Annotated in this window: 17 protein-coding genes and 4 pseudogenes; 12 read left to right on the plus strand and 9 right to left on the minus strand. The window is 59.8% G+C overall.

The genetic code is table 11. The features are described 5' to 3' along the window. Positions 1-91: 91 nt before the first annotated feature. From XI04_RS27595 to XI04_RS27615, 5 genes and pseudogenes are all read left to right on the plus strand, one after another. The gene (locus XI04_RS27595; RefSeq protein ID WP_271595782.1) at positions 92-313 is read left to right on the plus strand and encodes a hypothetical protein; all 222 of its coding nucleotides are present in this window, start codon (positions 92-94) and stop codon (positions 311-313) included. Positions 314-319: 6 nt separating this feature from the next. After that, entirely contained in the window at positions 320-772 is a 453-nt protein-coding gene (locus tag XI04_RS27600; protein WP_442868183.1) for a hypothetical protein, read from the plus strand. Between the two features lie 1,087 nt (positions 773-1,859). After that, entirely contained in the window at positions 1,860-2,054 is a 195-nt protein-coding gene (locus XI04_RS27605) for a hypothetical protein (protein WP_271595781.1), read from the plus strand. A 1,321-nt stretch (positions 2,055-3,375) separates the two neighbouring features. Then, positions 3,376-3,531: pseudogene (locus tag XI04_RS38915) on the plus strand (helix-turn-helix domain-containing protein); the annotation flags it as partial. Between the two features lie 326 nt (positions 3,532-3,857). Next, positions 3,858-4,115 (plus strand): annotated as a pseudogene (locus XI04_RS27615) (transposase); the annotation flags it as partial. Between the two features lie 14 nt (positions 4,116-4,129). Here XI04_RS27615 and XI04_RS27620 read toward each other — a convergent pair. After that, positions 4,130-5,312, minus strand: a pseudogene (locus XI04_RS27620) (IS30 family transposase); the annotation flags it as partial. Between the two features lie 1,019 nt (positions 5,313-6,331). Beyond that, positions 6,332-7,300: a helix-turn-helix transcriptional regulator gene (locus XI04_RS27625; RefSeq protein ID WP_271623832.1), complete on the minus strand. Its 969-nt coding sequence runs from the start codon at positions 7,298-7,300 to the stop codon at positions 6,332-6,334. A 795-nt stretch (positions 7,301-8,095) separates the two neighbouring features. On the opposite strand from XI04_RS27625, the gene XI04_RS27630 reads away from it, so the two are divergent. Beyond that, positions 8,096-9,271, plus strand: a complete 1,176-nt coding sequence (locus XI04_RS27630; protein WP_271623833.1) for an OpgC family protein — start codon at positions 8,096-8,098, stop codon at positions 9,269-9,271. 1,192 nt (positions 9,272-10,463) lie between these two features. Here XI04_RS27630 and XI04_RS27635 read toward each other — a convergent pair. Then, positions 10,464-10,784, minus strand: a complete 321-nt coding sequence (locus XI04_RS27635; RefSeq protein WP_271623834.1) for a hypothetical protein — start codon at positions 10,782-10,784, stop codon at positions 10,464-10,466. 36 nt (positions 10,785-10,820) lie between these two features. On the opposite strand from XI04_RS27635, the gene XI04_RS27640 reads away from it, so the two are divergent. After that, a complete protein-coding gene (locus XI04_RS27640) occupies positions 10,821-12,074 on the plus strand; it encodes a DUF418 domain-containing protein (protein WP_271623835.1) in 1,254 nt (417 codons plus the stop codon). Between the two features lie 647 nt (positions 12,075-12,721). On the opposite strand, the gene XI04_RS27645 is transcribed toward XI04_RS27640, so the two are convergent. The 5 genes and pseudogenes from XI04_RS27645 to XI04_RS27660 form a co-directional block, all read right to left on the minus strand. Continuing rightward, on the minus strand, positions 12,722-13,348 hold the full coding sequence (locus tag XI04_RS27645; RefSeq protein ID WP_271623836.1) for a LysE family translocator: 627 nt from the start codon (positions 13,346-13,348) through the stop codon (positions 12,722-12,724). 150 nt (positions 13,349-13,498) lie between these two features. After that, positions 13,499-14,365 (minus strand): hypothetical protein, encoded by an 867-nt coding sequence (locus tag XI04_RS27650; RefSeq protein ID WP_271623837.1) that lies wholly within the window; start codon positions 14,363-14,365, stop codon positions 13,499-13,501. 114 nt (positions 14,366-14,479) lie between these two features. Then, positions 14,480-14,590 (minus strand): annotated as a pseudogene (locus tag XI04_RS38920) (helix-turn-helix domain-containing protein); the annotation flags it as partial. A gap of 499 nt (positions 14,591-15,089) precedes the next feature. Beyond that, positions 15,090-16,319, minus strand: a complete 1,230-nt coding sequence (locus tag XI04_RS27655; protein ID WP_271623838.1) for a diaminopropionate ammonia-lyase — start codon at positions 16,317-16,319, stop codon at positions 15,090-15,092. A gap of 241 nt (positions 16,320-16,560) precedes the next feature. Then, entirely contained in the window at positions 16,561-16,830 is a 270-nt protein-coding gene (locus tag XI04_RS27660; protein ID WP_271595773.1) for an excisionase family DNA-binding protein, read from the minus strand. 395 nt (positions 16,831-17,225) lie between these two features. Between XI04_RS27660 and XI04_RS27665 the strand changes: the two genes are divergently transcribed. Then, complete coding sequence (locus tag XI04_RS27665) at positions 17,226-18,269, plus strand: nucleotidyltransferase domain-containing protein (RefSeq protein WP_271623839.1); 1,044 nt, start codon at positions 17,226-17,228, stop codon at positions 18,267-18,269. A 326-nt stretch (positions 18,270-18,595) separates the two neighbouring features. Here the strand turns inward: XI04_RS27665 and XI04_RS27670 are convergent, their stop codons facing one another. Continuing rightward, a complete protein-coding gene (locus XI04_RS27670; RefSeq protein WP_271595771.1) occupies positions 18,596-19,288 on the minus strand; it encodes an SDR family NAD(P)-dependent oxidoreductase in 693 nt (230 codons plus the stop codon). Positions 19,289-19,527: 239 nt separating this feature from the next. Here XI04_RS27670 and XI04_RS27675 point away from each other — a divergent pair, with 239 nt between their 5' ends. From XI04_RS27675 to XI04_RS27690, 4 genes are all read left to right on the plus strand, one after another. Next, positions 19,528-20,331, plus strand: coding sequence for an SDR family oxidoreductase (locus XI04_RS27675; RefSeq protein ID WP_271623840.1), 804 nt, complete (start codon positions 19,528-19,530; stop codon positions 20,329-20,331). Continuing rightward, entirely contained in the window at positions 20,324-21,526 is a 1,203-nt protein-coding gene (locus XI04_RS27680) for a pyridoxal phosphate-dependent aminotransferase (RefSeq protein WP_271623841.1), read from the plus strand. Before XI04_RS27675 ends, XI04_RS27680 begins: the two co-directional genes overlap by 8 nt. Before the next feature lie 214 nt (positions 21,527-21,740). Further along, the gene (locus XI04_RS27685; RefSeq protein WP_271595768.1) at positions 21,741-22,673 is read left to right on the plus strand and encodes an ABC transporter permease; all 933 of its coding nucleotides are present in this window, start codon (positions 21,741-21,743) and stop codon (positions 22,671-22,673) included. Then, entirely contained in the window at positions 22,673-23,476 is an 804-nt protein-coding gene (locus XI04_RS27690) for an ABC transporter permease (protein WP_192893110.1), read from the plus strand. The genes XI04_RS27685 and XI04_RS27690 overlap by 1 nt, the downstream gene beginning before the upstream one ends. Positions 23,477-23,490 lie beyond the last annotated feature (14 nt).

A 23,490-nucleotide genomic window follows, 5' to 3' on the forward strand; every position in this document is an offset into this window, starting at 1 on the left:
GACCGAAGGTGTCTCGTTGGCGATTAGGTCAATTAGGAACGAGGGCTCGGATTCTACATTGCTTGTGAGGTGCAAATCGGGAGACCTCAGCATGGCAATGCAAATCGTGATGGATCACAGCGGCGATAGCCGGCACTTCTTCGACAACTCCAATGCAGAAGCTTTGGTAGAGGCGGAGAGGCTTTTTCTGCAATTTACGAGCAAAGGTTATACCGCGGCGGTACGGAAGGGGCCAGGTGAGGCAACAAGGATCACCACGTTCGATCCGACTGCCGAAGAGACATTATTTTTCCCGCGGCTCGTCGGCGGGTGAGCACCAGTGAAGAAGAGGTTCGGTCGCGTCGGCCCGTGGACCCTTCGGAGCCTGGCTGTTGGTAGGCTTTATCAAGCAGCAAAGGAGGAGAAAACGGTCCAGGCTCGAGCGCTGCGACTGCTGCATTCCTGGCTTTCGCCCCAGCAAAGGGTCGAATTCGATAGGAAAGGATATTTCGACGTCGTTGGGTGCGATACCGGAAAGCGGTACCGCATCCGGCTGGGAACGTCCGGCAACGTCAACGAGATCGACGAATACGGGCGGCTCGGGAAAGGGTGGTGCTTCGTTCCGGTGGGGGGCTTGGTCCTGGGCGATGTCATGCTCGCCCAAAAAATAGCTCTTGAAACGGATGAGGCACGGGTCTTGAGCATCGCCAATAGCTTCCCGGGGCCCATCCGTTGGCGCCGACCCGGTACTCGTCCGCCCGAGGGGGGAATTCCGCTCGGACGTGTCGGGTAGAGGCAGACCGGCGTCGCCGACCGGCCGGCCTTCTGTGCGGCCGGTAGCATGGTGCGCGAGTCCCGCAGCGTCGCGGCGGCCGAGAAGCTGGCGCGCGAGCGCGGCCACAGCGGCATGGCGATCATGCTCGCAAAGCGGTTTTGCAGGTAGAGATCTGCGCCGGCCGGCTTCCCTGCCATCACCACCAGAGAAGGAAGGACACCATGCAAAGGCGCCGATGCCGTCTGTGCGACCGCTTGCAAGTGCGCCGATCTATTCAGAGGAGAGAGAGCAACTCAGCGGCACAACGTGTAGCGAAGCGTGTAGCAAGCGTTTGGCGCGCACCCGAACGCTGATTGTCGGGGCTCCCGGCGTCGTGGCGCTCCCTAGGGGCGCCCCCATTGAACCCGCCGGGGTGTCTTATTGAACCGGGGTTCGAGGTCGCCGAATTTTGTCAGACAGTGCAGAATTGCATCGGATCCGAACAACCGTTCCCAGCGGGCACTCAATTTCGTTCCCGCGGTGATCGTCGCCTCGATGTCTTCCAGCATTTCGCCGAGCCGTTCCGCAAGGCGTTCGCAAAGAACCCGGGACTGCCTGTCCTGGGCGCCCTCGCTAATCGAGCACATTCAGCTTCATGTTGGCGAATCTTCTCAAGCTGAGCAACGAGTTCTTCCATCCTATGTGGACAGTCACACCCGGTACTTCACACCTGCGACGACGTTTAGCGGCCACAGCTGAGATCTGGCACCATTTCCAAGGTGGGTGTCGCGGTATGGCCGAACCCATTAGAAGGCCGCTAACGCGCCTTGATGGCGCGCGCGACGGTTCTTAAGGGCGGCCTCGACAAACCTGGGAAGAGACCTGCTTGCCCGCAGTCGCCAAGCAGAGCTTACGCCGGACGCATGAACGAACTAGGCGTGCACGCGCCATTCAACCAATCGGGAACCCATGATCGTAGCCCGGCGACCGCGAAGCCGAAAGTACAGGTCGACGAAATCATTTCATGGCAGAAGGAAAAGAACCTGAAACGCACGCTATCTACACTCCAACGATCCGCAATGGAGGGGAATGGAGCCCCCACTGCAGTTGCAAAGGAGGAGCGACCATGCGTGTACATTCCACTCTGAGCCTCGTCGCAGTTCTCCTGGTCGGTGTCGCCGCAAAGCTTGCTTTCTTCGATCCTCATCTTGCACGGGCGGTCCCGTCAAGCGCTAGCGTGGATATCCAAACGATGCAGCGAAGCATCACGAATCTGCCGCTGCAGAAATTCCAGGATATGACGTTCGTTTTTGCCGATTGATCCGCGGCTCCCATCTCGCGCGGCGTGCTGCCGTGAGCTTCATTGCGCCGCAGCCTTGCGATCGACTAGGCGCGCCAAGTCCTTCCATGCAGTGCGACCCGCAGCCATCGGTCGCGCTCTGCTTGACAAGTCGCGGCGATCGCTTTTCTCATTGCGGCAAGAGCTTCTGCTTGATGGTCAAGCTCTCGAATCATGGATGGTATCGTTTGCCAGGATTATCAAAGCAGACGAAAGTCGAGACTCCGGAAAATTACCGGCTCTCGGGCCGCTGACTTTGTGGTCGAAATTGCGAATCTGCTAGCGTCCGCTCGCGACGGAATTCGGTGAGGCTGGACATTTGCAAGCAGTGCCGTGCGGCATAGATGCCGCGTGGCCCTTCGCCCGTGGCGAGTTGATGGGCCGCTCTGCAACCTCACGTGCCGCTTGAGGGCTTGTTCGCCTGAGTACGTTGGGCGTGGCATTCTGCCCGGGCTCATTTTTGGGAACAAGGGGCAGGCAAACAGTTGTCGCTATACTTTGATGCCCATTCCCAGCCCCGGGGTATAGCAGCATGCTAATGGCCCAGCTGCCCCGCTGGGACCGCTGAATTTGGTGTCCCGTTTAGGCGATCATTTGATAGCTTGTGATCGGATGGCTGCTGATACGGTTGCCTTCAACCTGGGGGGCGACCATGAATCGACTGAAGGACGCATTGGGGCACTTCGAAGTTCCAAGTTGCCCGAATTGCCACCTCTCCATGAGGTGGTTTCGATCTGAGTTGGTGCGAGACAATCCCGAACCGATGATCGCCCACCTTTTCATCTGCCCAAACTGCAAGTGCACTGCGCGGCGGGATACCAAGGCTAAGCCGATTGCCGTGCCGCCTGACAAGCAGGCTCTTTCCCGCTTTCGCGTGATCACAGGAGCACGGTAAAGCTCTCAAGCCACCACGGCACTCGCTCCTAGCTGACTGGATGTCTAACGGCTGAAGCTACTGACATCATGTCCGGCTCGCGGCTTCTATCGATCACTGGGAGACCAGTCGCGCTCCTGCGCCCTGAAAGGAGCAGCAGCGATGATGGCGATCTCGCGCCGCATCTCCACCATTAATCTCACGCGCGGATAAGAACACGTCCTCAACCTCTTTCAAGAGGGCAAGGCTAAGATCATACATGGTTCGACGTCTCGGCCACCCGCTTTAAGGGCCCAAGGTCTTCACCGAGAGTTAGGCAACCAAGCCGCAGCGTCTCCGGCGACGAGAAGCTGCCTTCGACAAGACTTTGGACTGCACCCCTGAAGTGAGACACGATAATTACAGTGACAGGCATTTCGAGGATGACCTGTGGCAGGACGAGGAAAGAAGCGTCAGTTTCGGACGGCTTACAAATTGAAGGCGATCAAGCGGCTTGAGCGCGGCGAAGGCGTCTTTCCTGTGGCCCGCGAGCTTGGGATCTCCCGCAAGATTCTTCATGACTGGATCAAAGCCTGGAACGCCGATGGGCCGGACGGTTTCAACCGGAAGCCCGGACCCAAACCTGGTCCCCGCAAGCTCAAGCCGCTAGCGACATACGACGACAAGCGCTCCGCCCTCGCGCTTGCCAATGCCCGCATCGCCGAACTCGAGCGGCTGGTGGGCCGCCAGCAGATGGACCTCGATTTTTTCGTGACGGGTAACAGCCACCCTCAGACGCCAAGGCATGGTCGTAAACGCCAAGAAAGTTCAGCGACTTATGCGCGAAGATAACCTGCTGGCGCAGCGCAAGACGCCGTTCCTGAAGCCGCCCACGGAGCGGCCATCGGGCTTTCTCGTCGTCCCGCGGCCTGGTGCCGTCCGCACCCGACCAGATCTGGGTCGCGGACATCACCTATGTGCATTTGGCCAAAACCTTCGCCTATCTCGCCCTCATTCTCGTCGCGTTCTCGCGCAAGCCTGTTGGCTGGGCCTTCGAAGAGACACTCGATGCTTCGCTTGCCATCGCCGCGCTGGAAAAAGCCATCGCGGGTCGGGGACCGGCACCGGGCAGCCTGATCCATCACTCCGACCGCGGCGTGCAAGGCGGATTTAAGCGGCCGTCGCAACACCAATTGTTTTGCACTCATGACAGTAGTTCGTCAGTCGCTTCTGCCGGCGTTCTCCAGCGTCTTTGTCGGTCGGGCATTGAGGGCCGCTGCTACAGCGGATATCTCGTCGGCACTGTGGATGCTCAGGTCTGTGCCTTTCGGGAAGCGCAACAGCCCATTGGTGTTCTCGTTAGTGCCGCGCTGCCAACGGCTTTGCGGGTCGCAGAAGTAGACCTGGATGCCTGCGTCGATCTTGAGGCGGTCGTGCTGAGCCATTTCGGCGCCTTGATCCCAAGTCAGCGTTCGAGGTAGTTCTTCGGGCAAGGTGATGATTGTGCGCGAGATTGCGTCACGCACCGCTTCCGCCCGTGTCCCGCAAGCGCAGGTCCGTTCTTCTTGCGAGGAGCTTCGCCATGCCCCGCCAACCGGGGAAGCTGCAATAGCATTGTGAAGCGCGTCATGCGCTCAACCAACGTGACGATCGCCGAGCTGCCGAGACCGAGGATCAGGTCCCCTCCCGATGTCCCGGCACTGCTCGATCGGCCGCTTCAGCGGGGCGTTCACTGATCAGGATCTCCGGTGAAACAAAGCGCTTGCCCCGCCTGCGCACGCGCGCCCTGGGCACGCTCGACACGCGTCCGCTTCGTAAGCAGGCCGTCAGCTCGGCGCGTATTGCGCCGCGGCCCTGAACGAAGAGAGCCTGATAGATGGCTTCGTGGCTGATGCGCATCGTCTTGTCGTCCGGCAAGTCGATCGGCAAGCGTCGGGCAATCTGCGCAGGGCTCCATGCCTTGGCCCATGGTCGATCCTTTCGCCGGCCATGCCGGCGGCCGTTCCACCGAACGGCAGGAGCTACAACGCCGCCGGCAAGTCTCCACTCCACATAAGTGCGCAAGGCTCGTTGATCGCAAGCTTGGTCGGGCTTGGGCCGGCGGGCAGATCGGTCTGCACGCCATTGGGCAGTTGTTGTCCGATACTCCAACTCGCCGCCGCGGATGGCCACGTTCCGCCGCAGTTCACGGGAGACCGTCGAAGCATCCCGCCCCAAGCGGCGCCCGATCTCCGTATAGAATGGCCTTGCACCTTTAGAAGGGCGATTTCCTCACGTTCAGGCAATGAAAGGTGGCGCCCCGGAGCGAGGCTTGCCCGAAGATCTAACATCGCTGGTGACATGCCGCCTGCCTTTCGGAACAATCTGCTTCCGACAGGTTGCGATACAATCAAGACCCGGAGCGGACGCAGGCCGGCTCTCCGGCGCGATCCTGCTCCTACCGCTTTTGCTCGCTAGGCTGAGGAAGCGACCTAACTGTTCCCTGGGTAGCAGCGCGAACACTTGGACTGAATGTACATTAATCAGCATGAACGACCAATTCAGGAAATTTGGCGTCATGGGTATCGAGCGTATGCACTCGCCTCACTACTGGGAGATGCGAGCGGAGGAGTTTCGGGCGAAGGCAGACAACTGCGAGCATCCTGAGACAAGGAAAAGCTTGCGTAACGTCGCTAAGACCTATGAGGAGCTCGCGCGCCGGGCGGAGCAGGTCCGCACCCTCCGAGACGTAGCAGAGCAGCCAGTTAGGAACTCCGGCAACTAGTGCGGCACTGCTTGTCTCGCCGCGCGTTGGTGGGCAGAGGGGCCGCTCGCCGGATTGGCTATCTTGATGGTGCGACCATGTAGTTGCCGCTGTTCAAACGTGTGGCAGGGAAGCTTGCGCGATCATGGCCGGATTGAAGGGAAGAACCTGATCATTGACTACCGATCGCCTGTCGCGATTAGACCTACTCTCTGGGCGTCAGGTGCGAGACGCAGGCAAGGCTCGCCGATGCACCTACCTGTTAGACCAGTCCTGACGCTCTTGGATGGCGCGTTCCACCTTGGTGGCGAGCCCCAATAGGTGCGAGGAGAGATCAGCAAACAACTCCTTCTTCGATTGGTCGGCTGCGTGGCGTCTGCTGATAAGCGCGCACTCCTCCGCCTCCGCGAGGAGTTTCTCTAGGTGTGTTTGCATGTCGTACATGGCTGTACCCTTGCGGCACTAACGTGCTGGCACGCCAGCGCGTCGCGGAACTGACGTTCCTCATCTTCAATGGGCCGCCGGGTTGGTCGTTCCTAAAGCGAATTGGCTGTCAGGGGCAAATCGGACGCCGATCTAACTTGGCGTCCACCGCTGCCTTTGACCCAATGCCGGCATTCGCTAACAGGATCTCGTGCACGCGCCGATCAGGGGCACGTGGCTCTAGCCGGTATCCCTGCGAATCCCACGCGGCGAATCGCCGAAGCGAGCTCGGAACAGGCGATTGAAATGCGAAACATCCGAAAAGCCTACCTCCAGCGCGATGTCGGAAATCAGCTGCGTGCTGGCGCGCGCCTCGGTTAACAGTTTGAACGCAAGTTGGAGACGTAGCTCATTCACGTGCCCGGTGAACGATGATCCTGATAATGCCATCAGGCGCTGCAGATAGCGAGGTGAAATGCCTTGGCGATGAGCAACCTCCTCGACGCTAAGCCCGGGCTTCTGAAAGTGTGCCGCGATGTAGTCGAGTACGGCGCTGTGGCGCGCGGCCACGACCGCACTCGCATCACTCTCGCCCAAGGGAGCGCACTCGCTGACCGCGAGCGCAACAAGATCACAGGTGTGGGCTACGATCGCATCACGCAGCTTGGGGGCGGCCAGAGCCCCCTCCTTAAATGCTGACTTCAGATAGGCCATGAGGAGGCGGAGTGGTTCATTTCTCTGCGGAATCGGCCGCATGGCGAGGCTCTCGATATCTGCCACGCGCTGCGCAAGGGCCTCGCGGGGCACCGCCAGACCAAATAGCATTCCGTCGATATAGGTGACGGTAGCGGGTTCCGAATGCAGAATCGAGGTTGCGTCGCCGGCGCAAAGCTCGATGTCCCGGCCTCGCTGCGATAAGCGAGTTTTGCCGGGTAAGCAGACAATTAGGCCGATTGAGTCGTCGCCGTCAGCAACGCTCGCCCGCAAACGCTTGAAGCACATGGGAGAGCCTTTCAGTGCGAGCGTGCGCAGACCCCGGAGCGCTTGCAATGTTGCGTCGGCTTGAAACGGAACGTTCGTTAGAGGTTCGATATCGACGTGAACTATTCCCCGCACAAACCTCTCGCGCCATAGTGGAAGTCGCATTCGCTCCGGATGCTCGCGCGACGAGAATCGATGCGACACGAAATTGGCTGCGTCCGTAGACATGGGGACCTCCAGCCTTGATAAGCCACTGGGCGAAAATGCTGCGGCAGGACAGCTACCGGTATCCGTATTTTGCAATTCGCGCACCGACCGTCCCCTCAGGTACGCAGGATTCCAAGAAGCTAGTTCATTTGTCTGCTAGTCTCATTCACCTGTGATTGATGCTGATGTGAACTGGCTCACGTGGCGGCCAGAAAATTACGACAATTATTGATTGCAAATGCCACGTGCAAATATCTCCTTTAAGAGGAGATGATTGTAACTGCTCTATTTCAAATTGCTGCCATGGGATCCAGTTTGAACACCCCTGGCTGCAAGACCAGATTCAACTTTATCGGACTGCTCGCGACTAATCGGCCTCATCGGCCCGCGGGCGGAAGTTCTGCAGAACAACACTGTCCTCTGATCCGGTCTCCTATCGTGCCTTGATCGCCGCATTACCTTTAAGGTTCGTCGGACCCAAATCACTCCCCGGCACTGTTCCTTCTTAGCTGCCGGATGAAATGGTCGAAATCTGTCACATGGGACGTCAATCGTGGTGATCAGGAAGAGGTTCGATCATGTCCACCATACTCAACATGCTTTATCGCGAGTACTGCCGGGCCCGCCTCACCGAAATGCGAAAGCAACTTTTGATACGGGGCATTGGCGACAAAATCCTGGAAGCGCCTTGGGAGGACGATGATCCTGCCGAGTCTGGCGCTCGGAGGAGTAGCTGGGCGACGAAGGAGCCTCCATCATCCATCGGATAGCTGGAGCGCGTTATCGACCCTATGAGGCGCGAGCGCGGGCCAACAGATGGATGATCGAAGTCAAACCTCGACGCGATTGTTCGGCGAAACTCCGCCGGAGTTCAGAGCGGACGGCCGTGATCTGCGTATCGATGTCTGCCGCGGGATCGCGTTATGGTGGATCTTTCTCGATCATGTTCCTAATAACATTGGAAGCTGGCTGACACCGCGCAACTACGGTTTCTGCGATGCCGCCGAGATCTTCATGTTCCTCTCGGGCGTGACCTGTGCGCTGGCCTACGGCAGGGCGCGTGAGCGCGAGGGCTGGAGCGGCATGATCGGCCGCTCGCTGCGCCGGGGATGGGACATCTATTCGGCGTTTCTACTGCTTACACTCGCCTGCGCCATCCTGGTCTACCTTGCGGGCAGCGATGACCTCGCCGACGGGAGCAATACGCGAATTCTGCTCGAACGTCCGGGCGCGACGCTTGCGCACGCCGCAATCCTGCAATACCGGCCTGTCAACACTGACGTCCTACCGGTTTTCATGATTTTCCACGTGCTGTTCGCGCCGCTGCTGTGGTTGCTGCTGCGAGCGCCGAACCTCACCCTTGGCATGTCCTTGTTGCTCTACGCGCTCGTGCACATCTTTGGTTGGAGAGTGTCCGCCTGGCCCAACGGCGTCTGGTTCTTCAATCCGGTGGCTTGGCAGCTTCTGATCGTGCTGGGCGCATGGTGCGTCATTGAGGGAGAGAAATTCCGGCCCTGGATGATGTCACGCTTGGCGCTTGTTCTGGCCGTTCTCTATCTAGCTTTCGGCCTGGTGCTTGCGCGGAGTTGGAGCATCGAGCCGCTGGTCTCGCAAAGTTTGACGGACCTGTCATTTCCACTGGATAAATCGAATCTCAGTCCGATACGGCTGCTGCACTTTGTGGCTTATGCAATTGTGGCGTTACGGTTCATTTCGCGGGATTGGGAGGGGCTATCGACGCCGGTGCTGCGCTGCGCGAAGTGCTGTGGCGAGAATTCGCTGCCGATCTATTGTCTCGGCGTCCTTCTGGCGCTCGCCAGCCAGCTTGCACTGCTCGACCTCTCGGCGGGGCTTGCGATGCAGATCGTGGTTAGTGTTGCCGGAGTGCTGATGATGATCGGCGTCGCGCGGTTACTGAACGCGATCGGCATCCAGCGCGACCGGAAGTCAGCAGCGACGCAGTCGATCGGGAAAGTTCCGTCGGTTCGCTAAACTGGTAGATCGCGGGTGGAGGACGGAGAGCAGCTCTTGGCCGATCTGCGAAGTCGCGCCTCGGGGGTGGAAGTCTTGTTGAGCCAGATCGGACCAGATTTGCTCAACCTGAGTTCTTCGCCTTTTGACGCTGGCTGTGTGAATCCGCGAAGGATCGAAACACGACTAAAATACATTCTTCAGTTCGCCATCAAAGTTGAAGGCGCTGCGAGCTTGAGCCCAGAACGGGCTCGGACGAATAACTTCATCTATCGCGCTCAAGCGTCTTCGCGTTCTCACACGGCCAACACCCGTTGCCGACATCCGCCAATCTCGTCGATGCAGTCCCTGAGGAAGCGGATAGTTATCTCGGTTGAATGCGTCCGTCGGACTTATCGGCTACGATGAATCATAAGCCGCAGACCAATCGAAATCAGTTCCGGTACCTTCCTTTTACCCACCGTGCTGGTGCTGTTGGCAACGCTCCTGGTTCCGCGGGAGCGCGGGAACTCCTGAGGAGAATCTGCCGAGTGGCTATTCTGCATTTCTTCGCGGGCTCGGCGGCTCTTTTGGTCGCGGCCGCAATGCTGATCAATGCCGCGCACATCCGTTGGCACCCTTAAGAGAAGTGGACGGACGCCGCGGAACAAATCCGATCCAGGTTAAAGCCGCGGTATTCAATAGGAGCGTTAGGAACGCCGATTGCGGTCTTTGATGCCGATCATGAAAAGTTCTAGTTCGATCATCACGAAAGCTGCTCCATTCACGAAGACGGTGAAGGGACCGAGCTCCGGGATATTGAAGCTTGCCTATCGCTCGGCGAGGCTGCGCGAGAGTTCCTCGCTCGGCGCCGGAAAGGTCGACTTTCAGTCAGGGTCCGAGATAACGGCGGGTCGATCTTTGAGACCATCGTCCTGGTCGACAGCAAATCACTGCCCTGAGAGGAGTGAAGGCGAGTAAACCCGGCCATTAGCCGAACAAGGCCTGAGACCATCGTACTATCGGCGGCAGCCGGACGCGAAGCCGTGCTCCCTTCGACCGCTGCTTGTGACCCGCATCTCGCCGTGGTGTCTGCGCGGGCTCTGCAATGGGTGTCGCGCCTGCATTTCGTGGTGCGGATAGGGGCCGCTTTGACCCGAAGCGGTCGTTGCTTTGCTCCTGACTTGCATTGAGACGACACGCGTTCTCTACGTTGGGAGTTCAGGCTACGGCTTTAGATGCGTGCCTCGACCCATTGATGCAAATAGTCAGTAATATTCATTTCGAATATGGGCACACCGATAGGTGCAAGTGCAGCCAAAATCCTCCTCTTATGAGGTCGTGCAATGCGAGAACCCAGATATAATTCGGACACAAGTCTTTCGCCGGCTATTTCAAGACGGCCGCGCGGACCCAACAACCGCCATTCGCGCTCGTATGCCAATTGAAGTTTTTGTGAGAGAAAATCTTTCGTCGCGCATTGGCAGTAAATCAATTTGTCACGGTTCGAGTCAGCCCCCCAATTCAGGTAGTTTGATGCGGCACGGCGCGGCATTCTAAATCTCTCCATCGGAAATTGGAGCGTCCTGCAATGACCGGCGGAAGCATCGCCTCGCGAACCGCGCCGGCGAGTGACACGCTTGCAAAGCCTGTGAGCCCGTCGGAGCGACTCGACGCGATTGACGCCCTGCGGGGCTTGGCCCTGCTCGGCGTGCTGGCCATGAACATCGTGACCATATTTCGGGTCTCCATCTTCGGGTCGTACTTGCCGAACGCGGAGCCGGCGGGGCCGCTGGACCGGGCGGTGGCGGCCGTGCTGACGGTCGCCGTCGACTCCAAGGCGATTGCGCTGTTGTCGCTGCTGTTCGGCGTCGGCCTCGCCATCCAATTCGAGCGGCTTGCCGGCAATCCACGGCGCATGATCTTGCTCGCGCGCAGGCTGGTGGTGTTGCTGGGGATTGGCTTGGTGCATCTCCATCTGATCTGGAGCGGCGACATTCTCGTCCATTATGCGCTGGCGGGCTTCGTGGTGCTGCCCTTCCTTGGCGGCGCGCGGTGGCTCATGGCGGGTGGAGCCCTGCTGCTCCTAGGGCTCTACGTGACCATGCCGGTGCTATCGCCGATCGTGCCGCTGCCGGATGCGGCCGGGATGGCCGCTCTTGCCGCGGACGCGACGCGTGCCTACGGCACGGGCGGATTTTTCGATGTGCTCGCGTTCCGGATCCGCGAGGTGACGGTGATTCTTCCGCTGCAGGTCATGGCCTTGCCGCGCACTGTCGCGCTGTTCCTGGTCGGCGCCTTCGCGTGGCGCAGCGGGGTTTTGCGTTGGGCTTCGGCGAGCCGGCGACTGCTGTTCGTCGTCGCAACCTTTGGCATTCTTCTCGGCGCCGGATTGAGTCTCGCGGCAGCAGGACAGGAGCTCTTCGATTGGCCGTCGCTCGGGCGCGCGCATTTTTCGGTAGAACAGCTGGGGGCGGTCGTGTTGGCCCTGGGTTATGCGGCCGCAGTCATCGCCGCTGTGAACCTCTGGGCCGGGTGGAGGATGCTGGGCTGGGCCGCGCCGCTTGGCCGCATGGCGCTCACCAACTATCTCGCGCAATCTGTGATCTGCGGCTGGATCTTCTACGGCTATGGTCTAGGCCAATTTGGCCGCCTCGACGTGGCCGCGACACTGGCGATCGGCATTTTCGTGTATGTCGCGCAGGTGGTGTTCAGCGCGTGGTGGCTGGGCCGCTATCGGTTCGGTCCTGTCGAGTGGCTCTGGCGCTCTTGCATGTATGGGGTACCGCAGCCTATGCGGGCAAAGGTCAATTTACCCATCCTGCGCGCGACCACACCGGATTGATGCGGCCCCCAGATACCAAAGCTCGTTCTGCTTCAAGTGGAAGCCGCGCCAGCGCGTGAGGCTAGTTTTGGCCCCAAGCTGAGCAAGAAACGAGGCGTCGCGATATCGGCTGTCGACGGGAAACCGGACATTGCACCATGGTTCCGGTGACGAATCTCGGCCGGCGAGATCGCGCCGGCTCATCTCCTGCTCTTTAGGCGCTTTGCCGCCTCTCCAGCGTCCTCGAAGCGATCGGACCGGACGAGAATGGCGCGGGGACGAGCAACGGGGTGCAAGTCTCAATACGACAGAACGCAAATTCCCGGGATTCCGAGGCCTGAGAGTGTCGCCTCGAATTGCTGAAGTACGTCGCACCCACGTTCCTAAACGCACACGCCGCCGAGGCCCGGCAACTCGTTTTGATCTTGATGGCTTGCCCCTCGCCCTACGCATGGCTGGGCCATTGGTAGAGGAGATCCGCCTTAACTGGAGCGGGGTACAAGATCTATTGTCCGAACTCACGGACACAACAAGGCTGCTTTCGGAGCTTGCTCCAGAAGACCGTTATGATTCGAACACCGGCACGTTTCCCACGGTCTCCCTATTGGAGAGCGGAGCACGGAGCGTCCCGATGCTGAAACGCGGCGGCGATTTGCGAGCCTGGAAGGCTAACTTGTGCGACGAGCCAACAGCAACGTCGCTCCCAGGCCGCACATGACAGCACCCGACGCCTGTCGCGTTTTGACAATGAACGACGGTCGCTTTGCAAATCCAGCTCTCGCTTTCGCGGCCCAATAGGTGACAATTAGATCTACGCCCGTATTAAGTGCGACGGAGATGAGGCCCAAAGTGATGAATTGAGTGGCAACGTTCGCCGATGGATCGACGAACTGCGGGATGAATGCGAGAAAGAAAGCGGCCGTCTTGGGGTTGAGCGCCTCAACGACGATGCCCTCACGGAAGGCTCGACGCGCTCCGGTTGTGTGGACGTCGGTCGGTTCGCCGATACGCGCTTCGCGCCATGTTTTGATTCCCAGCCAGACGAGATACAGGCCTCCCGCGATCTTCAGCAAAGTGAAAGCCTCCGCGCTCGCCATGACGAGGGTGGAGAGGCCGACCGCGCCAGCCAGTACGTGCACAAGCCCACCGAGACCCAGACCGACGCTGGACGCCAAACCTTCGCCCCTGCCGCCGGCAAGTGTTCGCGCGACGATATAGAAAACACCCGGTCCTGGCGTGATCGCCACAAGCAGCGCCGCTGCCAAGAATAGGAGGAAAGTCTGGTTTCCGAACATGGCTGCCTCTTGTTGCGGTCCGGAGCCCCCCGGCTCAGGCCTGGGTGGGACAAAGAAGGCCCACGTCTGAATTCCTGGGCCTCCTTGCTCCTGCAAGCCCGGCGGACTCTTGGATGCGGTTAGCCTGTCGTGCGCTAGCTCTCAACTTGACTACAGATACACACGTCCACATCCACGCGCAACCGATTGCCGAAGCCGCCGTTGTTGCTCTTGCGTCATCATCTGCTGCCGCTGGTTCGCGGAACTTTGGTGTTGATTTGATATGGCACGACCTCTTTCGATTGTACTGACGTCAAGCGGGTGTCCAATCGGCGGTAGCGCCCAGTGATGACAAATCGAGCGTTCGCAGGCTCTCCGGCGTGGCGGCCAACTGGACCAGGATGCGGCCATGATGCGAAAACGATCGGTGCACGTTCCAGACGGCGCAGGGGCCTCCGAAACGGCGAACCGAAAGCGCGTGGCGCTGCTACGGTTCAGCACATTTCCGGCGATGTCGGTCTTAAAAAAAATACAACGGAAATTCCCGGAGAGTTCCGACGTTGAAGTGTGCTCAAGCGGTGGAAGACCTGTTCGCTCCGAAGCGTCGTTGAAGTCGTTCGAGTCGTACCGCGCCCAGCGCGCGGTGGTGAAGAAGGCTTCGTACGGCATGAGCAGTGCGCCGGCGTAGCAGTTGGCGAGAGCGAACGTGCTAGCGGTGCGGCTTCCTCGTTGCTTAAGCTGCCTGTCTGATCTGCCGCTCGATGCTCTCTCGCCGTTCCAGGAGGCCGATGACGTGAGCGATCCAGAACAGCCGGTTTCTACGCGGGCATCTCCGGATAGAAAAACTGTCTTGGCGTTGTTATCAACGCGCCAGATCATGCCCTTGTCAAGATCCTCTGGAGCTTGCGCCTTGCGGATCCCATACGCGTCGCGCAGAAACTTGATGAAGTCTCCACTGTGGTTCTCGGGATGGAAGTTTCGTCTCTCAGCGAGTCTTTGGGCGGCATGATCAAGCGCATCGAAATAATTCGCTTCCATCCAACCCAATTCCGGACCTCATCATAGGGAAGCGGCTCGCGGCACCCGAAGCATTCTGTGCCACGCGCGTTTGCTCGCGAGACGCAACTCATCGTCAGCCGCGATATAATTCGATCAAATACCGAGCAGACGGCTGAGGCGCATTAGTAGCTTGCGCGTGATCGGCCTTTGATCTCCTTCCATTTGGCTCAGATAGCCAGCCGAAATTCCAAGAGCGTCCGCGAGTTCGGCTTGGGTGTCCCGCGTAGTTCACGCCGCCGCCGCGGTCGGTCGCCAGCATAGATCTTCTGAATTCTGGTGACTTTACAGACTTTACACGGTGTGCCGCAGAGTCGACTGGCACTGACTGCGCCCGGCTTCGCGTTGCTATGCCCGAGACAAGGTCATGATTGCGCATGAATCATCCCCTATGCAGCATCGGTCTGTTAGGTTTTGAGATCTCAAAATGAGCTTGAGCACCCGCATGTCCTTTCGCGGAACTGATGGGCGTTTCAGGCCTTCAGGGTGATTCAGGTCGGAGGCGCTACGTGAGCTATTTCACAATGCCGGCCACGTGCCGCCAACATGATCGAAAACGCTTGGGCGAAGACCGGGACTTGAGAGACAAAGCGGGTTTTAGCGCAATTGCAGCGCCTGAGGTGGGAGAGGCTGAGCGCCGGACGGCAAGCATATCTGGACGGCGTTCGCGACGAACTCTAAGCGCGCGGTGAGCTTGTCAGATTGCTTAAGACATAAGGTCTGTTGACCTGTATTTGGTCCGGTCAGTTTCGGCCGCCACTTGCGCTGGGGGCGCACCAACCAGCTCCTCGTAGAGGCTGGGATCGGTCGCGCCCTCGGTATTAACTAAGAATACCCGTGCATCTTGTCCAAGGCCAATCCTGCCACGCAATGTGCGGTCAGAAGCAACCCTCAGCAACCCTGCAAGACCAACACCGCCACTTTCTCCTGCAACAATAGCGGGGTCTCCATCTCTGGGGTTTGCAAGGCGCTTCATAACATTTATTGCGTCCTCCTCGTCGACAGTCATGAAGGCGTCCGCTGCACGCGACAGGATGCGCCAAGCGACGAGCGAAGGTTCATAGCACTCGAGCATCGCCATCACCGTCGGCCGCTCATGAGGCACCTTGACCAGACGGCCAGCTCGAGCGCTCTCGAAGAGGCACGCTGCACGCGAGGGATCGACAACCGTAAAGAACGGACGGTTGTTGCCGAATAGAACCGAAAGATGTCCCGCTACCGCTGCGGCGATTCCGCCAACCCCGGCCTGGACGAAGACATGGGTCGGGATTTTGGCGAGCTGTCGCAGTGCTTCACTCAAGAGTGCGGTATATCCCTGCATTACAAATCCGGGGATACGCTCATAGCCCTGCCAGGACGTATCAGAGACCGTGATCCAACCCTTTTCTGCGCCAACTCGGGATGCTTCTACGACCGAGTCGTCATAGTTGCCGTTGACCCGGATCATCTGCGCACCAAAACGGGCGATTGCGTCGATACGTTCATCGCTGACCCCGGAGTGAACGAATATGGCACATTTCGCGCCAACGAGTCGGGCGCCTTGCGCGACGGACCTGCCATGATTTCCATCGGTGGCGCAGGATACCGTCATCTCCCGAGCCACGGCCATCACGTCAGGTGTCTGAAGCTCAGAGACGTCAACAGCTCGGCCGAGCCGCCGAGTTGCTTCCTCCAAGACCAGCCGGATCACGGCATAGGATCCACCCAAGGCTTTGAAACTGCCAAGCCCGAGCCGATGGCCCTCGTCTTTTATGTGGATCGAGGCCACGCCGATCTCACGAGCAAGGCCCGGCAGAGAGACGAGTGGAGTCTCTTTGTGGCCAGCGCGATGGCGTAGAAACCGCTCCACTTCGCGAGCGGCTTCGACGCTCAATATTTCTGCATCCGATGAAGCCAGGGAGGTGCCGTGTTCATTGTGCTGATTGAGAAGCAACATGGTTCGACTTTCTTGCTTGCTCGCACCATATCTGCCTTCAGGTCGTCCACTCGGAAATGCCGATGCCCGGCAGCATGATGCGCTGCTGCTACCGGGTCTGGCCGTAGTGCCGATACTCGCACTAGCCCTGGAGAGCTTCGACGTACGGGCTCAGCAGGTCAACTGTCTCCTGCAGCTCCGCGGCTTCCTGTGCTCGCAAGTGCAGGCGGCCAAGTGCAGTAAATCGATTTGCAAACAAGCTCTACATGTTCTCGGCGTCCAGTTCGGCGAGGTCGGAAAGAGCCTTGCTGCGTTTCTTGTCCCGCACGCGTTTATAGGCAAACAGGTCTTCTGCCCTGATCCTGCGATGACGGCCCACCATTCTGTAATTCATGTCACCTCGTTCCAGAAGTGAGATCAGGAACGGACGCGAAACATTCAGGTTATCCGCTGCCTGCTGCGTCGTCAGCATCTCATGCACGGGCACAAGCGACACCGCATCGCCACGCACGATTTGCCGCAACAATTCCATCAGCAGGCACGATAGGCTTGGGGGGCAGGGTGATCTCAGTAGGCTTCTTGTGCTCGTCCTGGAGCAAACGCAGCTTTACGCCGCCATGAGCATGGGACCCCAGCATCTGACGAAGCTGGTTGGCGGCCACCTTCTCGCTGGCGGAGGCAGCCGGTCAACCCCTAGCTCCTGGGCACAGGCTGGCACGGTGATTCTCGATGGGCGGTATGAAAGCACCATTCGAACTAGACGCAATAAGCGCATAAACGAAAGAAATATCTGTCTCCCAAGGGGCCGACGGGTTGCTGTTTCAACACCTGGCCTGAACTTTCGATTGAACTGTTGAAACTATTGATATTTAAGGATAAATACAGTTTCAACAGTGGGGTCTAAAATTAGTTAGGGTCGTCGAAACCATGGATTTTCAAGAGCTTAACAATGACCAGCGCCGAGAGGTGATCAATAGTCAGCAACGGTTCCAGGCCCTACGGGACGCAAAGGAGGCCTACAATGCTCATCGGGGTTCCCTGACTTGGGCGGAGTCGAAAGGCCGCCAGTACCTCGTCCGCAGCTACTACAACAACGCAGGCGTCCGGAAGCAGGCCTCGCTGGGCGCGCGTTCCCCCGAAACTGAAAAGATGAAGGCGGACTTCGAAGCGAAACGTGCTGCTGCAGAAAACAGGGTGAAGAATTTGCGCGATACCCTGGAACGGCAAGCCGCGGTCAATCGTGCGCTCGGCTTGGGCCGCGTGCCGTTGCTGGGAGCGCGGATCATGCGCGCGCTCGACGGCTTCGGAATTCTGGGTTCCGGCATTCGGATTCTTGGGACGAACGCGATCTACGGTTACGAGGCCTCTTCCGGCGTCAGACTCGATCCAGGCTTGGCTACGACGGAAGACCTCGATCTGCTGTTCGACGCACGCGGCGGCCTTACGTTCGTCGCGGACGACGACGTCTCTGAATCATCGCTCATGAAGATACTCAAGCGAGTGGATACCAGCTTCGAACGTGCCAAGCAGACGTTCCGTGCCGTAAACCGGGATGGCTATCTCGTCGATGTGATCAAGCCAATGCGGAGCCCACCTTGGAAGAAGGCTCCAGACAAGATCGGCCTAGACCCGGAAGATCTAGCCGCTGTGCAGATCGAAGGCCTCGATTGGCTGCAGAATGCCCCCGCGTTCGAGGCGGTGGCCATCGACGAAAAAGGCGAACCGGTGCGTATCGTGGCTCCCGACCCGCGGGTTTGGGCCGCCCGTAAACTATGGCTGTCCCGTCGGCCGGACAGGGAGGCGCTAAAACTCCAACGAGATGCAGCGCAGGCTGGAGCCGTAGGCGCTCTGGTGGCGAACTATCTCACTCACCTCCCGTTCGACGCAGAGCAATTGAGGATGCTTCCGAAAGAGGTGCTCGACAGCGCGGCGCCTCTGTTCGCCAAGAAAGATAATTTTGCGCGAGCCTAGCAGCCAGTTCGGCAACAATGGTACCGGTATATCCCGCCCATCATCAGCAGCACCATGATGCTCAGCATGCTGCTGCTCATTGCATGCCCTGTGATGATGATGCCGGCAGATTTTTGGTGGGCAGGCCCCGGAAGTGGGCCGCATCCGATCTGCGAACGTACGAGCGAGCTCAAGCACGTGGGACCGGCCGGTGCGGGCACAAGATAGATCTGCGCATCCGCTGCGTTGAGGTGGCGGAAAGTTAAACGAAGACGAAATGCAGCGCGGCAGTTCTTGGGTTGCCGTTCGGGTCAACCTCTGCCATATGATAACCGTTCCGGCCGGGCCTATAGCATCGGTTCGAACTGGCAGTGCACGAGCATCTCGGAGACCGACGCATTGTTCGGCATCATGAGCGCAGTTTCCACCAAGCGTGCGATGTCGCCCGGCTGGCTCATCTCGTGGCGCGGGATCTCGTCGTCGTTCAGCGTCATGTCCGTCGCAACGTAACCCGGGCAGACGACCGTCGCCCGAATTCCCGCCGCGCGTCCTTCGCGGCGAATGCCGTGGGTGAGTGCAACGACGGCGAACTTGGTCATCGCGTAACCAACGTTGCTTCCGACGCGCTTGCCAGCTAGCGATCCCAGATTGACGACCCGGCCATGACCGCACACGGCCAGATGGGGGAGGGTGGCTCTCACGAGGCGCAAGGGACCCTTGACGTTCACGCGCCACATCTCATCCAGCTCGTTCTCGCCCTCATCAGAGACACGGACCTTCGGATTGATGCCGGCCGCGTTGACCATAGCATCGACGCCGCCCCACCGCGCGACCGTTGCGTTGACCCAGGAGATCGGGCTCTTGACGTCTTCGGCGTCATAGTAGTGCGTCATGAGCCTCTCGCTCTCGACGAGGCGGCTCGGATCGCGAAGCCCCGCCGATACGCGAAAGCCCGACTCTAGCAGCCGGTCGACGACGGCGCGTCCGATGCCGCGCGAAGCCCCGGAGACCATGACGATCCGATTGCCGACTTCCAACACTAGTCCGTCTCCCATGGGTGAGCGAAGCGCATCGCAAAATGTAGGCGGATGCGCGCGGTGACGAGTAAGAGAAATTCACTCTGCCTGCATCGGTTGTGCTTATGGCTCGCACGCCGGACGACTTTCGGCTGGGGGATATTGGATGTCCTTATGAGGGCAGAACAAATCCGCTGTATGCGGGTGCCAATCCCTGCACGTAGCTTTCCGCCGCTCTGGCTGACGGCAAGCGAGCCTTGCGAATGGGATTTTCGGACTACCGAACGGCGTTGGTGACGGGCGCGTCCTCCGGTATCGGGGCTGCAACGGTTCGTCGCCTCCGCGCCGAGGGGCTTGAGGTTCACGCACTGGCGCGCGACGTTCGCAGGCTGGCCAGCCTATCAGCTGAGACCGGATGTCACGCATGCGCGGTTGACGTGAACGATCTCGACGCTTTGAAGCGCCTTGCGAGTTCGGCTGAATTCGATGTTCTCGTGAACAATGCCGGCCAGTCGCGGCGCGGCACCATCCTGGATACCGCGCCTGACGATGTCGACACGCTGGTCGACGTCAATCTGCGGGCGGTCCTGCACCTGACGCGGCTGATCGCACCCAGTATGGCGCGGCGCAACCGCGGCCACGTTGTCAATGTCTCGTCGATCGCCGGCCACTATGCATTCGGCGAGAACGCCACGACATTCAACTCATCCGTGGCCTATCACGCGACGAAGGCCGGCGTTCATTCGCTGTCGCAGCAATTGCGCGTCGATCTCTACGGCACCAGCGTTCGTGTCACCGAAGTCTCACCCGGGCGTGTGGCGACGAGCATCTTCCAGAACCAGAACGCTGCCGACAATCCGGATGCCCGCTTCGTCGGGGCGTTCGAAACACTTCAATCCGAAGACATCGCCGATGCCATTGCGTTCGCGGTCGGATCGCCGGCGCGGATGAACGTCGCGACGATCGAGGTCGTACCCACGTTCCAGGTCGTCGGCGAATTGCGATTTGCGAGCCGATCCGAGGCCGCACGTTTGAAAGAGATGAGAAGTGGAGCAGACAATGCCTGAACTCGCAACCCGCCTCAAGACTGTGAAGGTGTCGGCCTCGGCGGCGATGACGGACAAGGCGCGCGAGCTCCGGGACGCCGGCGTCAAGATCGTTGGTCTGTCATCCGGCGAGCCCGATTTTCCGACGCCGCCGCACGCGATCGAGGCCGCACATCGGGCCGCCCTCGCAGGCGATACCAAGTATCCGGCGCAGCCGGGAACTGTCGCGCTGCGTACCGCGGTCCAGCGCAAGTTCAAACGCGAGAACAATCTCGACTACGGCCTCGACGAGATCCTGATCGCCAATGGCGGCAAGCAGATCATCTTCAACGCGCTGTTTGCGACCTGCAATCCCGGCGACGAGGTCGTCATTCCCACACCGGGCTGGATCACCTATGCCGACATCGTTCTCCTTGCGGAGGGGACGCCCATCGCGGTGCCTTGCCCGGAGAACAACCAGTTCAAGCTCCGCCCCGCGGATCTGGAGACGGCCATCACGCCTAAAACGAAGTGGTTGATCCTGAATTTTCCCAACAACCCGACCGGGGCTGCCTGCACGCGCCAAGAGATGCGCGCGATCGCCGACGTCATGCTGAAGCACCCCGATGTCTGGATTCTCACCGACGACATCTATGAGCATCTCACCTATGATGGTTTCGAGTTCTACACCATCGCAGAGGTCGAGCCGAAGCTGAAGAATCGCGTCGTGACAGTGAACGGCGCGTCCAAGGCCTACGCCATGACCGGCTGGCGGGTCGGCTATTGTGGCGGTCCCAAGGACCTGATTGAGGCGATGAACAACGTCCACGGTCAGGCGACCGGTGGAATCTGCACGGTGAGCCAGGCGGCGGCCGTCGCGGTCCTGGACGGACCGCAGGACTACCTGAAGGAGCGCGCTGACATCTATCGCGACCGGCGCGATCTGGTGGTCAAGCTGCTCAATCAGATTTCGGGTATCACCTGCCACAAGCCGCAAGGCGCCTTCTACGTGTTTCCAAACATCGCGGGCTGCATCGGCAAGACCACGAAGGCCGGCCGACGGCTGGATACCGATGCCGACTTCATTGCGGCTCTGCTGGAAGAACATCATGTCGCGGCTGTCCCGGGCAGCGCCTATGGCATGAGCCCGTACTTCCGGATTTCGTACGCGACCGATACCGAATCACTCAAGGAGGGCTGCCGACGCATCGCCAGTTTTTGCGAAGGCCTGCGCTGACCGCGCATCGGGATGGCGGCTCGCCTGGTGCAGTGCGAAAGATGCATCACGCGGCATTCATCGGCCAAGATCGGAGCAGTATGCCGAACCAATTGTCATAATCCATCCTGATGCCCCTAAACGAAGATGTTCTTGGTCCTGTAGGATGCCGACGCATAAGCTTTGTGCAGCAGAGGGGTATGCCTTGGTATCGCGCAGTCGAGGACGGCCAGCGATGACCACCAGCAACGATGCGGTGGCAGTCTTAGGTGTTCAAGCTCCACCGGCAACCCGGCGGGCATCGCGGTGGCGTCTCGCTCTCCCGGTCGGGCTTCTCGCCATCCCGATGCTGGCGTTCCTCACGTACTTCTTCTTCTATCCGGCGCTAGGGCTGCTGCTCTCAAGCATTCAGACCCAGGACAGCCGCGGTATCATTGGCCGTCCGTTCACGCTCGCGCACTACGCCCGTCTGGTCAACGTCGAGCTCTACGCGCGCGTCCTCTGGACGACGCTGCGTATCAGCATCATCACCTCGTTGCTTGCGACGGTGCTCGCCTATCCCGTCGCCCTCGTGATGGTCAAGAGCCGTCCGATGGTCACCCGCATCATCACCCTGATCGTCATCGCGCCCCTGATCGTCAGCGTCGTCGTGCGCGGATACGGCTGGCAATTGGTGCTTCAGAACGGTCCGAAGGGCATGTTGAACTGGATCCTGATGACGCTGCACGTCGTCGACGCACCGATATCGGTCCTCTACACCGAGGCCGCCGTCGTCATCGGATCCCTGCACGTGTTCTTCCCGATGATGGTTCTGCCGCTGGCCTCGGCGCTCGGCAAGATCGATCCCAACCTCGAAGATGCTGCCCGGATGCTGGGCGCGCCATGGTGGAAGGTGTTCCTCCGCGTGACGCTGCCGCTGAGCATGCCCGGTTTCGTCGCGGGCTTTACCCTGGTCTTTTCACTCACCGCCGGCTCCTTCGTCATTCCGGCGATCCTGGGCGGCGCCTCGGCGGTCATGCTCGGCAATCTGATCGAGCAGCAGATCTTCGTCGTTTACGACTGGCCGTTCGGGGCTGCGATCGCCGTCGTTCTCGTCGGCCTGGTCCTCGCGGTGAACGGCGTCTCGATGTGGCTTCTGGAAGGCCGGCGTCTCAGGAGGGCCGAGTGATGGACGAGCGGTTTTCCGGCTTCGGCGCCTTTATTCTCTACACCATCACCGCCGGCATGATGCTGTTCATCCTGGCGCCGCTGCTCCTCGTCATGGCGGTGTCAGTCTCTGATTCCTATTTCGTGACGTTCCCGCCGCAGGGCTTCACGCTGAAATGGTATGCCAAGGTTCTCCAGGACCGCGACTTCCTCGAGGCGATGAGGCTGAGCATCCTCCTTGCGCTCGGCACGACCGCGGGCTCGCTGCTGCTGGGCGTGCCGGCGTCCTTCGCGCTGGTGCGCGGCAAGTTCTTTGGTCTGGCCGCGATCAAGGGGTTCTTGCTGTCGCCGCTGATCTTCCCGGCCTTGGTCACCGGCCTGGCGCTGCTTCAGGTCCTCACCAGGCTCGGCTCGCAGGATGCGCGCCTCAACCTCCTGATCGGCCATGTGGTCGTGACGTCGCCTTATGTCATCCGTACCGTGGTCACCAGCCTCCAGCTCGTGGATGAGAACCTGGAGGACGCCGCGCGCACCCTCGGCGCGAACCGGCTGACCACCTTCTGGCGCGTGACGCTGCCGCAGATCGCCTCGGGCGTCGCCGCCGGCGGGCTGTTCGCCTTCATGGTGTCCTTCGACAATTACCCGGTCACGATGTGGCTGGCGAACTCCGAATACTCGCCCGTGCCGCTCGTCCTGATGCGGCAACTGGTCAACGTCTTTGACCCTTCCGTGCCGGCGATGTCGACGATCATCATCCTGATGGCGATCGTCGGCGTGCTGCTGCTGGAGAAACTGGTCGGCCTTCGCCGCGCGCTGGCTGCCTGATGTGCATTGGTTAG

Source organism: Bradyrhizobium sp. CCBAU 11430 (assembly GCF_028128855.1).
GTDB classification, from domain to species: Bacteria; Pseudomonadota; Alphaproteobacteria; order Rhizobiales; family Xanthobacteraceae; genus Bradyrhizobium; species Bradyrhizobium ottawaense.

Excerpts from the sequence above, each read along its gene's own strand:
- XI04_RS27645 (WP_271623836.1), bottom strand. The coding sequence starts at position 13,348 with ATGTTCGGAAACCAGACTTTCCTCCTATTCTTGGCAGCGGCGCTGCTT.
- XI04_RS27625 (WP_271623832.1), bottom strand. The coding sequence starts at position 7,300 with ATGTCTACGGACGCAGCCAATTTCGTGTCGCATCGATTCTCGTCGCGC.
- XI04_RS27630 (WP_271623833.1), top strand. The coding sequence starts at position 8,096 with ATGGATGATCGAAGTCAAACCTCGACGCGATTGTTCGGCGAAACTCCG.
- XI04_RS27635 (WP_271623834.1), bottom strand. The coding sequence starts at position 10,784 with ATGCCGCGCCGTGCCGCATCAAACTACCTGAATTGGGGGGCTGACTCG.
- XI04_RS27605 (WP_271595781.1), top strand. The coding sequence starts at position 1,860 with ATGCGTGTACATTCCACTCTGAGCCTCGTCGCAGTTCTCCTGGTCGGT.
- XI04_RS27640 (WP_271623835.1), top strand. The coding sequence starts at position 10,821 with ATGACCGGCGGAAGCATCGCCTCGCGAACCGCGCCGGCGAGTGACACG.
- XI04_RS27595 (WP_271595782.1), top strand. The coding sequence starts at position 92 with ATGGCAATGCAAATCGTGATGGATCACAGCGGCGATAGCCGGCACTTC.
- XI04_RS27690 (WP_192893110.1), top strand. The coding sequence starts at position 22,673 with ATGGACGAGCGGTTTTCCGGCTTCGGCGCCTTTATTCTCTACACCATC.
- XI04_RS27660 (WP_271595773.1), bottom strand. The coding sequence starts at position 16,830 with ATGGAATTGTTGCGGCAAATCGTGCGTGGCGATGCGGTGTCGCTTGTG.
- XI04_RS27655 (WP_271623838.1), bottom strand. The coding sequence starts at position 16,319 with ATGTTGCTTCTCAATCAGCACAATGAACACGGCACCTCCCTGGCTTCA.
- XI04_RS27685 (WP_271595768.1), top strand. The coding sequence starts at position 21,741 with ATGACCACCAGCAACGATGCGGTGGCAGTCTTAGGTGTTCAAGCTCCA.
- XI04_RS27650 (WP_271623837.1), bottom strand. The coding sequence starts at position 14,365 with ATGGAAGCGAATTATTTCGATGCGCTTGATCATGCCGCCCAAAGACTC.
- XI04_RS27675 (WP_271623840.1), top strand. The coding sequence starts at position 19,528 with ATGGGATTTTCGGACTACCGAACGGCGTTGGTGACGGGCGCGTCCTCC.
- XI04_RS27680 (WP_271623841.1), top strand. The coding sequence starts at position 20,324 with ATGCCTGAACTCGCAACCCGCCTCAAGACTGTGAAGGTGTCGGCCTCG.
- XI04_RS27665 (WP_271623839.1), top strand. The coding sequence starts at position 17,226 with ATGGATTTTCAAGAGCTTAACAATGACCAGCGCCGAGAGGTGATCAAT.